The sequence below is a fragment of the Algibacter lectus genome (assembly GCF_900112395.1).
Classification (GTDB): domain Bacteria; phylum Bacteroidota; class Bacteroidia; order Flavobacteriales; family Flavobacteriaceae; genus Algibacter; species Algibacter lectus.
The window spans coordinates 477,035-488,547 of record NZ_FOLN01000001.1 but is presented as its reverse complement, the minus strand read 5'-3'; the positions used below and the strand labels follow the sequence as shown (position 1 = coordinate 488,547).

Here is an 11,513-nt window from a genome sequence, read left to right as displayed (position 1 = left end):
TATCAATCTGTACTTTTCATAATTGTAACTGGACCTATTAATCCAGAAGTTAGAAGGTCATCATCTGCCTTAAAATGATTATGAGCAGCGTATGTTTTACGCTTTGAAGATTCAGGAATTCCCGTTCCCTTTTCGATCCAACTAGGAAGTGTTTTATTAGATTCTTTAAACTTAGGATATTGTGCATCTCCAATAAGACGGTTTGGCCAAAGGTTTGTCACTTTAATTTCTAGAGTATTTGTTCCTTTCTTCAGAACATCTTTTATGTCTACTTGGAATGGGGGTTTCCATAATGTTCCAAGATCTTTTCCATTTAATTTAATTTCTGCTATTACGGCAACTTGTCCTAAATCTAAAAGTATTGATTTCTTATTTGTACTTGTCTTAAATTCAAAACTTGTTTTGTAAGTAGCGGTACCAGAATAATATTTTATAGCCTCATTGGTATGTTCATTCCATGGTTTTAATTTTTTAAATGGTATCGTTTCGTTTGTTCCAAAATTTTTATCGAAAGTTACATGCCAGCCTCTGTTAATATTTTGAATGGTTTTATAAGTTGGGTAGGTATAAGATCCATTTGTTTTTTTAGTTTCCTTTTGAAATACAACAAATATAGATTGTGCAGAAGTTAGAGATAATTCAACTTCAGTAGTTCCGTCTTTCAATTGTTTCCAGTTGAGGTTTTTAGAAATTTCGCCTGTTTCAGGATCCCATAGTTCTGGTTGTTTTCCTGTTACTCTAAAAATGCACGTCCCTTTCTTTGAATCATAAGATTGATTGGATACAAAATAGAAGTCACCATCGTTAATTTTATGGTGAACATACTCCATTCCTATAGGCAATTTGCAATCTGGAGTTACTGCACTTAATGATTTTTTATAGGTTGATGGTAAATGGATCAGTCCCGAGTCCCAATATTTCTTAACCAATGTATTAAATTCTTTAGTTGCGTTTGGATTGGTTTCTATTCCCGGAGTTCTTATTGGTTTTTGAGCAATTACAATAGCTCCATCTTCAGCTAGTTTTCCAAGTTTTTTGATAGATTCTATTCGCATTAAGAGATCTCTTTTTAAAGAGAGCATTTTGTATTTTGTATCCAATAACTTCCCTTCGTAGCTTACTCTAATTTCTCCATTTTCATCAACACTTAAGTCATCTAAAGAATCAATACCAGCTACGTCAAATTTATAACCTTCTAAAAAGTCAAAATCCAAACGTTCTACTCTTCCTAAAAAATTATTAAATCCACGTTCATCACCATACATAACCAATGCATCTGCTTGGTTCGTTCCTGTTTGCATTATGTATTGACATCTAGCAATATAGTCAAGCCATGGTTTAGACTGATAAAACCAGGTGTTGTTTCGGTGCATATTAGACCCAAATCGACTCATGGTCATGCCTGGTTTGATGTTATCACTCCAAGGTTGATGTGCCGATGTGTGGAAATAATAACGATTAATACCTTCGGTAAAGGCCTTGTCCCCTATAACTTTCAAATTGTAAGGATGTACCGTCCAATCTCCTTTCATTCTAGTAAATGCTTCTGCTCCAACAACGGATCTTCCTGATAAATGTGCCGCTGAAGACGTCATATGGCTAGTCCATTTCCAAATATTTCTTTGACCCTTAGCTTTATCTTTGTGCCAAAATTCAGTCATAGGAATATCAACAAGTTTCCCTACTTGCGCAGCATCAAAAGACCCAGAGCCGTAGGGCTCTGTTGCTAATTTAAGTCCGTTTTTATGACATTTTTCTTTGAAGAATTTAAAGTAGTTTTCATACATTTCATCAGCAACAGTTTTTCTGAAATCCCACAAAACACGTTCAGAATATTCAGTACTTTCTAAAACACGTCCTGTTGCACAAAGTAATCTAGGAATTAAATCATAACCACGCTTTTCTTTAAAAGTGTCTTCAAAGTTTGCTGTCCAATTTTGATGTCCAACTTCGTAACTATCTATAAGAATTGTGGTGTATGCTTTACTGCCCTTTGCATCCTCTGTTATTTTATCTAGTAATGCTTCCCAATGCATAGTAACAGCTTCCTTACTTAATTTATCTAGTTCTAAACCTATACCACCTTTTGATGCAGGTCTAGTTTGCGCACCTGTTGTAGTATAGCCAATCCTTAATACCACCCAGTCTTTAGATGGTGGTGTCCAGTTAAGCGTTCCATCCGTACCCATTTTATCAGTTAAGTTTAGAATGTCATCTAGGTTTATTATGGCATCTTTTGGTGCGTTTTCTAAAGAGGGAATAAATTGATCTGCCTTTGCTTTAAGGTCGGTTAATGATTTTGCTTCCCAATCTGATACTCTAAATGTGGCGTTTTTAGGTTTTGGAAAAGCAATGATGGCAACATCTTTATAAAAATCATGACTTTGTTGCTTTTCATTCAACTCAGGACGTTTAAGTTTAATTGGGCTACTTGTTTTTGAACTTACTTCGTGTTCACTCCAAACCAACATTTTCATGGAGTTTTCAGGTGTAATCCATGGACCTCCGGTACTTGACCAACCCGAAGCACTATTAATTCCCATTTCTAAACCTAAACGTTCTGCTTCTGCAATAGCAAATGTAACTTTATCATGATATTCTTTTGAATTAAATACGGTGCCTCCATGAGGTAGTCTTAGACCAACATCAAATAATTGAAAACCACTTAAGCCTACTTTTTTAAACGATTCTAAATCTTTGGTAATTCCTGCTTTGGATACGTTTCCATCAACCCAATGCCACCAGGTATGTGCGCCTGCTGATTCTGGTGGATTTAAAAAGGCTTTTTCTAATCCGTTCTGTGCTAAACAACTTGATAAAATCAATAAAAACAGTAATGAAATATGACTGTAATGTGCAGGTCTTGAAAATTTATTTTTCATATTTATACTTAGTAAAGCACGTTAAATATATGTTTTTTGAGATAGTGTATATTTTAGTTATTTTAGAATAAGCTTTTTTGTTAAAGTCCCAACCTTTACAAAGTATAATCCTGTAGCTCCAATTTGGTTTGTTGGTATTGAAATTTTGTTACCAATTATTTCATTTGAGGAATAAACAAGTGCACCAAGCGCATTGAAAACACTTATTTTAGAATTGTTATTTGTGTTATTTAAAACAATGTTTATTTGATCTTCGGCTGGGTTTGGGAAGAGTTGAAAATCATCTTTGTTTTTGTATTCAAAATCCGAAGCAGAAAGTAAACTAGCATAATAGGTGTCTAATTGCGTAAAAGCGGCTTTAATTTCGGCTGGAGTGCCATGAAGCAATATGGATTCTTGTCTTAGTTTTTCATAAACACCTGCATATTGACCGGTTAGTTTCGATCTATCAATTAAGCCGTTCAATTCACTTCTAAAACCAATCCAAGACATAGAAGGTGTACGGTATTGTCCATCCAAATAAAAATCGGAAGTTGTTCTATTATCCACATAGACTTCTGAGTTATCTGACTCTTTTATACCAACAACATTAAATTCATTGAGATACGATAGAGGTAAATAAAAACCTAAAGCATTTCCTGAGTTTTCATCATTGGAATCTGCAACAATAAATCGAAGTTTTAATTGCTCTATCTTACCTTGAAATTGTTTTTGACGATCTTTAATTTCCCAATCTCCGTTTTGTTTTTGTTGGTATCGGTAGCCTGGATTCCAAGTAGCTACATCGTTTCTAATACTCCAAGATAAAATAATACTGTTCATATTATCAAGTCCACCAGGATGGACACCTACAGGGTTTTCAACAGAAATATCTGATAAAAATTTACTGTCATTCCATTTTCCAGCAGCTTTTAGTCCTTGTTCATTAAATTGTTTCATTCCAGAATTTGGTCCTATAGACGACCTTACAAAACGATATTCCAAATAATGACGAATAGCTGGTATAGCAAGTCCTACTTTTGTAGTGTAGTCTTCATATTCGCCATAATAATCGAAATTACTATATACCTCGGCTTGTTGTCTTCCAAAGGTTTTACCATTAATAGTGACTGAAATAGCTGGGTTCGATTCGGTAATATTATCAATATCGGTATTACCTCCATCTGTTTTGTACGGATCTGCTCCTATATTTTCCCACTCTGTATAGTCGTAGCCACCATCTCCGTTATAAAAAGCACAACCACGACTAGGAATTACCAATTTACTACTTGATACTGTAGTGATAGCACATTCTGTACCTAAAAGGTCACTGTAACCAGCTTGAGTAGGGTTGCATTGACCACCTCTACCCATATCGCGAATTGAAGATTGCCCGCCACGACCATATCTTTGCGCTTGAAAACCCATAATATTTCCAAGTCCTGGCATTTCAATTTGTGTAATGTAGCCACCACCAAAACTATTGATTCCAACTATAAAACCTCCCGAGTTTATACTGTGTGTAACATACCCTCTTTTAGCTGTGTTTTTCTTGATAATGAAAAACTCTTGAGAGTTTCCTAAATTACTCATACTTGCAACAATAATTAATAGTAATAGTTTTTTCATTTGGATTCTAAATTTTTAATCTGAAAATTAGAGTTGACTTTCACTCTAATTAAAAAATGTGGTAAGTAGAAGGTTGCCTTCTACTTGGTTGTGAAATTAACAGTGTTTTTTTTAATATTCATCCTGTAGAATCTGTGGAATAAAGTGGATTACAGAAGTTTGCTTTGAAATATTTATGTTAATAGATAAATATTGACCCGACAGGGTTTTACAGGATGGTTATGGTTGTTTTATTTCTTTTATTTATAGCTATAAATTATATCGATTGAGTCTTTAATTTTAACTGGAATCATGATAAAAAAAACAGTATTTGTTTTAGTATTAATTTTTGCTTTAGGAGCTTGTAATTCTAATCAGAAAACGGGGGGAGGTCAATCATTGGAAAAACCAAATGTTTTATTTATAGCTGTAGACGATCTTAATGATTGGATAGGTGTTTTGGGTGGACATCCGCAAGCTAAAACACCTAATATGGATAAATTAGCTTCCCGAGGTGTGCTTTTTAGTAATGCACATTGTCAAGCACCTGTTTGTAATCCTTCCAGAGCAAGTATGATGACGTCTTTATACCCAAGTACTTCAGGGATTTATTTTTTAAATCCAGACATTAAAGATTCGCCTATAGCAAGTAAAAATATTGTGATGCCAAAGCGATTTCAGCAAGAAGGCTATACTGTTTTTGGAGGCGGTAAATTATTGCACAATGGCGAAGGGATAAACGAAACTCATATTCCAAATTACGCCGGACAATTTGGAGGTTTTGGGCCTATGCCAAAAGAAAAAATTAGTACATATCCAGGGCATCCATTATGGGATTGGGGTGCTTTTCCAGAGACAGATAATCAAATGCCAGATTATAAAATAGCCTCTTGGGCAGAAAGTAAATTAAAAGAAAATTACGATAAGCCCTTTTGGATGGGGGTTGGTTTTTATCGTCCGCATGTGCCACAATTTGCACCGCAAAAATGGTTTGATATGTATCCATTAGAAACTCTTCAATTACCAAAAACTATATCAGATGATTTGGACGATATTTCACCTTATGGAATAGATATTACAAGAGAAAAGCACGTGTCTCCAACTCATGAATGGGTTTTAGAAAATGATGCTTGGAAACCTCTTGTGCAATCTTATTTGGCGTGTGTAAGTTTTGTAGATGAACAAGTAGGACGCGTGATTACCGCTCTGGATAATGGCGAATATGGCGATAACACATATATTGTATTATTCAGCGATCATGGATTTCATTTAGGAGAAAAAGAACGTTATGCCAAACGAAGTTTATGGGAAGATGGTACTAGAGTGCCTTTAATTATTGTTGGTCCAGGTATTGAAAAAGGAAAAGTTTGTAATAAACCTGTACAATTGTTGGATGTCTATCCTACGTTATTGGAATTGACAAATCTAAAATCAGATTCAAAACTAGAAGGACATTCTTTAGTGCCATTATTGAAAAACACAAATGCTGATTGGTCTCACTATGCACGAACGAGTTTCGGTCCTGGTAACTATTCTATAACTTCTGAAGACTATCGTTTTATTCAGTATAAAGATGGTTCTGAAGAATTTTATAATCATAAGATTGATCCACAAGAATGGCACAACGCTATAAACAACCTCGAATATGTTCATGTTATTGAAAAGCATCGCGCTGAAATACCTCAAGAGCACTATGAGATTTTAGGTGAAGGGTCTACAGGACATTTATCTTATGAAGCATCAGGAAAGAGAAATATTAATAATACCAAATATAAATTATGAAAAAAGGAATGATAAAATTAAGTGCGTTGTATCCAAATACAGAAGGTAGTTATTTTGATATCGACTATTATTGTAATACGCATACTCCAATGGTTGCTAAGTTTTTAGGAGATGCAATGAAACATGCTGCTGTAGAAGAAGGTTTAAGTGCTTTTGATAGAGATTCTGAAAAACCTTTCATGGCTATCGGCCATTTGTATTTTGACACTTTAGATGACATGCACAATGCTTTTGAGCCTTATATGGAAGAGATTATGGGAGATATAAAAAACTACACTAATGTGCAACCCTATTTTCAAATAAGTACCGTTAAAATTTAAATATTTCTTATGAAAAAACACAAGAAAACACTCCTAATTAAAAACTTAGATTTTTAATTAGGAGTGTTTTTTATTTAACATTTTTAACAGGGATACCATACCTCAGTAAAATACTTTTCATCAATCGTTGTGGATATGCAGCATAGCGTTTGTTGGGAGCTTCCGGAGTTGTAGACCAATTTGCAAATTCATGCTTTAAGCTAGCGGTTTTTATCCCACAATCATCAAGAGCAGTAAGTGCAGACATTACAACAAATACATTGTCTTTTCTTTGCGTTAATTCGGAAAGCAGTACTAATGCCTCTTTAGAAGTCTCAGGGTCATCACCGTATTTAACCAAAGCCCAAGCTGCTGCAATTTTTACATCATCAGAAGTATCTGATAGTGCCTTTTTTAATGCTTTTTTACTTTTTGATACGGCTTTTTTACCGTGCATCATCATGCCCATAGTGGCCCAATATCTCACAATAATGTTCTCATCGGTCATTCTTTTTTGTAGTTCACACACATCATCCGGATTCATAAATGAAGCTATTTCAGCTGTAGAAAATATGCGTTCAAAAGGATATAATTTCTCATTATGTCCAAAATCATAAGGTGCCATATTAGTATTAAATCGTTCATGCTCTGGAATAAATCCAACATCTCGAATAGCAAGCGCGTAATCTTGTTGTGCTTTACGCATTTTTTTTAGAATATCTTGATGTGCTTTAGATTTGGCAAGGTTATTTACTTCATCTGGATCGTTTTTTAAATCGTAAAGTTCTTCAGGAGCCTTTGGTGTGTCCCAAAAAAGACTTTGTGCCTTGTTGAGTTTTCCTTGGTCATAAAGCTTTTTCCATGCTGCTGTAGAAGAAAAAGGTAAACGAATTTGTGATTCTAAACGTTGCCCTTGTGAAAACTGGGGCATGTAATTTCTAAGATAAACATAGCGTCCGTTAGAAACACTTCTTACTAAGTCTAACCGTTCGTCCATACGTCCACGAAACCCGTAAACTAATGGTTGCTCTTCAGTTTGATAATCTCCTGCGAAAGCATGTCCTTGCATCCATTTAGGTGGCTCAATACCCGCAATACTAAGCATGGTTGGTGCGAAATCCACAAAACTTATTAAACGATCAGACCGCCCACCAGCTTTATATTCTTTAGGAGCAAGATGTTTCCATTTCTCAGGAAAATAAACCACTACTGGTACTTGAAGCCCGGCATTATTAGGCCAACGTTTATTACGTGCAAGTCCACCGCCATGGTCGGCAAAATAGAAAACAATAGTATTATCTTCTAATCCAGCTTCTGCAAGTTCAGCAAGACGTTTACCCGCAATAGAGTCTACCACAGTAATACTATTATAATAAGCAGCCCATTCTAATCGCATAGCTTCACAATCTGGATGGTATTTTGGTAATTTTACTTTGGCTGGGTCGTGTAAAGATGGTTTTCTCTTGTTTTTAGCAGTTCGAGTTATGTCATGTATATGACCTTCATGACTTTGTGTATTATTAAAATAAGCAAAAAAGGGTTGTCCGGGTTTGCGCTTATTGTAATGTGCTCTGTTAGAAGATTCATCCCAAACCCCTTTAGGAGTACTTAGGTTGTAATCTTCTTTTCCATTTCCGGAACAGTAATATCCTATATCTCGGAGATATTTAGGAAACATATTTTTCTCCGTAGGATAAGGAGACATACTACGCATGTGCTCTCCTCCTGAACTTGGTCCAGAAATGCCAGACCAGAGTGTGGTTCGAGCAGGAGCACAAACTGGGGCAGAAGACCATGCGTAATTAAAACACATGCCTTTCTTTGCAAATTTATCTATGTTTGGAGTAGTAGCAAATGTATCGCCATAAGCACCCATATGTGGACCGTGATCTTCTGAAACAATCCAAAGGATGTTTGGTTTAGTAGCTTGTTTCATAGTATCCTGATGTTGTGCATTCAGGAACATGGTAGATATCAAAAAAAAGGATAGTAATTTCATATGTTTTTTATATTTCAGATTTAAAAGAGTAACTTCCAGAGCCAATATCTAAGACTTGGTAGATGCCATCTCTTTCTAATATTTTTAATTTTTTTCCAGTAATTGGAGTGCTACTTTCTTTAATAGTATAATCTTTCTTGGCAGGAACAAATACTTTCGCTGTGGTGTTTACAGGAATTTCAACGTCTAATGAAAATGTATTGTCATTTATAGACCAAGAAGACACAATTTTACCATTTATGGAACCATATTCACCATGTACATTAGTTAATGATTTATCGCCTAGTTTCGGACGAATAATAATCTTATTAAAGCCAGCATCTTTCGTATTGATTCCTGCCATATCACTAAACAGAAACTGAGAAAAAGCGCCAAAAGCATAATGGTTAAAAGAATTCATTTTGGCATTCATTTCGCCATTAAACCCTTTTTCGGGTGTGTAACTGTTCCATCGTTCCCAAATAGTTGTGGCTCCATTAGCAATTTGAAAGCCCCAACTTGGATATTCTTTTTTAAGTAATATCTTGTATGCTAAATCTGAACGACCAATTTTAGAAAGTGCAGGAAGTAATTGTCGAATTCCTAAAATACCTGAGGAGGGTAAATTATCATTTTCTTCTAAAAGATTTACTAAATGTTCTCCCGCTTTTATTTTTAGTGCTTCGGGGAGAATATCAAAATAAATGGCTGTAGCGTAAGCCGATTGAGTATGTCCTGTAAATCCTTTTTCGCCTTCAAAATAACCTTTCCCGTCTCCATAAATAGTTTCGTCAATTATAAATTTTCCGTTTTCATCTAAATAATGTTTTATAAATGCAGCTACTGAAGTTTTATAAGTGGATTGATAATAATCAGCCTTTTCTTGGTTACCTATGGCACGACTCATTTCAGCCATTATCTTTAGAGCATATTGATAATACATCGACGCCATAATATCGTGTGCCAGATGTTTGTCGGTCATGGATAGCCAATCTCCAAAGCCGCCTTTTGGTTTAGCTTCTGCCCATGAATCTTCAGGATAAAATTTATCGTCTTTACTTTTTTCTATATGATAATCCATAAAGCGAGTCATGGATTCATAATGGTCTTCTACTATTTTAGTATCTCCGTAAAATTTATAAGTATTGTAAGGCACCATAACACCTGCTTCCATCCAACCTGGAGAAAACCATTCTAATTTGGGGTAGGGTTGGGGTGCAAACACTGAATAAGGTCCAAAATCATATTGTGCATCGCGAACATCTGCAAACCACTTTTTATTAAAAGCACCAAGATTAGCATTGTATAATGCCGATTTAGAAAAAATTTGAACATCGCCCAACCAACCTAAACGCTCATCGCGTTGGGGACTGTCTGTTGGAACTTCCATGAAATTAGAACGCTGTGTCCAAATCACATTTTCAAACATTTTATTTAAGATAGTATCAGAAGATGTAAATGAACTTTCCATTGGTATGGACGAGCCAAAAGAGATACCCGTTATGGTGTTATGGTCTGGTTTGTTTTTTAGTCCAGTAACCTCAACATATTGAAAACCATGATATGTAAATTTTGGTTCCCATATTTCAACACCTTCACCTTTTAAAATGTAAGTATCAGTTGCTCGGGCAAATCTTAAATTTTCGGTCATTAATTTGCCATCATCATATAAACGTTCTCCAAAACGCATGATAATCGTGTCGTTTTTGTTTCCTTGTACTTGTAAACGTGTATGACCAGCAAAATTTTGTCCCATGTTAAATACATAAGTTCCTTTGGTTGGTTCTGTAATTTCTACAGGTTTTAATTCATCATAAATTTGTATGCTATTTCCTGGATAGGCTTGAAGCACACCTTTTGTCCCTTCGTGAATGTATACGTTATCCCAATTTTGGTCGTCATAATTAGAAGTATTCCAATTGGGTAATTCTAAATTAGCGTTATAACCAGTTCCCATAAGTAAATCTGCGTAAACTATGGGGCCTTCCTTAGCTTTCCAACTTTCATCTGAAACGATAATCTCTTTGGTGCCATCTTCATATTCAACTTCTAACTGAGATAATAATGCTGGATGCAATCCGTAGAGTTCTCTATTTCTTGGTTTTGATAATACTTTTGGGCCAACATAACCGGAATACCAACCGTCGCCTAAAATAGCACCTAGCGTGTTTTCTCCTTGGTTTATAGTATTACTAACATCATAGGTTTTGTAATAGATGCGTTTATTATAGTTAGTCCATCCAGGCGTTAATAAATCTTGTCCTATTTTTTCTCCATTTAATGCTATTTCAAAAACACCTAATGCCGTGACATAAAGTGTGGCTTTTTGGATTGTTTTGTTAACAGAAAATGATTTTCTTAAATATGGAGCAGGAGGTAAGTGTAAAGTGTCTTTTTTATTCTTATCGTCTGTTTTAAAACCAATCCATTTTGCTTTCCAATCCGTTTGATTTAGTAAACCCATAGTCCAAAAAATTGTGTCACTCCATTCTGAAGCGACATCATTTTCGTCCCAAACTTTGATTTTGAAATAGCAATGTTGTCTCGAATTCAGTTTGCTACCTGCGTAACGAATTTGTGAGTTTTGATGTGAATTTAATTTACCAGAATCCCATAACAGGTTATTATCATCTTCAAGGGCTTTTTCAGAACTAGCGACTTTAATTTGGTATGCAGATTGTTTCTTGTTTCTTTCATTTGAAACCATGAACCAACTGATACTTGGATGTGGATCATCAATTCCTAAAGGGGTTTCAAAATAGTTTACGGTTACTTTTTTAATAGAAATACCTTCGTTAGTTTTTTTACAAGAAAATACTAGGGTTAGTAGAAAAAGAAGCACTATTTTTTTATTCATTTGTACTAATACTTTTGGGTTGAGTAATACTATGCCATAATTATTACTAACAATATTAGGATTTTAAATAGGTTTTAGTATCCTGTTGCTTCATGTTTAATAAAAAGGTAAAGGTTTGATGTTTTAGA

At 35.0% G+C, this 11,513-nt stretch carries 6 protein-coding genes; 2 read left to right on the top strand and 4 right to left on the bottom strand.

The annotated features are described in order from the left end of the window. Positions 1 to 2: 2 nt before the first annotated feature. Both BM246_RS01705 and BM246_RS01700 read right to left on the bottom strand, forming a co-directional pair. Positions 3 to 2,882 carry a glycosyl hydrolase gene (locus BM246_RS01705; RefSeq protein WP_074935520.1) on the bottom strand — a complete coding sequence of 960 codons (2,880 nt, stop codon included), beginning with the start codon at positions 2,880 to 2,882 and terminating at the stop codon, positions 3 to 5. Positions 2,883 to 2,939: 57 nt separating this feature from the next. Continuing rightward, entirely contained in the window at positions 2,940 to 4,490 is a 1,551-nt protein-coding gene (locus BM246_RS01700) for a T9SS type A sorting domain-containing protein (protein ID WP_074935519.1), read from the bottom strand. Positions 4,491 to 4,781: 291 nt separating this feature from the next. Here BM246_RS01700 and BM246_RS01695 point away from each other — a divergent pair, with 291 nt between their 5' ends. Continuing rightward, a complete protein-coding gene (locus tag BM246_RS01695; RefSeq protein WP_083415676.1) occupies positions 4,782 to 6,251 on the top strand; it encodes a sulfatase in 1,470 nt (489 codons plus the stop codon). Then, entirely contained in the window at positions 6,248 to 6,571 is a 324-nt protein-coding gene (locus tag BM246_RS01690) for an EthD family reductase (RefSeq protein ID WP_231961796.1), read from the top strand. The genes BM246_RS01695 and BM246_RS01690 overlap by 4 nt, the downstream gene beginning before the upstream one ends. 70 nt (positions 6,572 to 6,641) lie before the next feature. Here the strand turns inward: BM246_RS01690 and BM246_RS01685 are convergent, their stop codons facing one another. Beyond that, a complete protein-coding gene (locus BM246_RS01685; RefSeq protein WP_083415675.1) occupies positions 6,642 to 8,549 on the bottom strand; it encodes a sulfatase family protein in 1,908 nt (635 codons plus the stop codon). A 7-nt stretch (positions 8,550 to 8,556) separates the two neighbouring features. After that, entirely contained in the window at positions 8,557 to 11,385 is a 2,829-nt protein-coding gene (locus BM246_RS01680; protein ID WP_074935517.1) for an alpha-L-rhamnosidase, read from the bottom strand. Between the last annotated feature and the right edge of the window lie 128 nt (positions 11,386 to 11,513).

What these genes read in the sequence shown, in the direction of transcription:
- BM246_RS01705 (WP_074935520.1), bottom strand. Translation starts at nt 2,882, where the DNA reads ATGAAAAATAAATTTTCAAGACCTGCACATTACAGTCATATTTCATTA.
- BM246_RS01690 (WP_231961796.1), top strand. Translation starts at nt 6,248, where the DNA reads ATGAAAAAAGGAATGATAAAATTAAGTGCGTTGTATCCAAATACAGAA.
- BM246_RS01685 (WP_083415675.1), bottom strand. Translation starts at nt 8,549, where the DNA reads ATGAAATTACTATCCTTTTTTTTGATATCTACCATGTTCCTGAATGCA.
- BM246_RS01680 (WP_074935517.1), bottom strand. Translation starts at nt 11,385, where the DNA reads ATGAATAAAAAAATAGTGCTTCTTTTTCTACTAACCCTAGTATTTTCT.
- BM246_RS01700 (WP_074935519.1), bottom strand. Translation starts at nt 4,490, where the DNA reads ATGAAAAAACTATTACTATTAATTATTGTTGCAAGTATGAGTAATTTA.
- BM246_RS01695 (WP_083415676.1), top strand. Translation starts at nt 4,782, where the DNA reads ATGATAAAAAAAACAGTATTTGTTTTAGTATTAATTTTTGCTTTAGGA.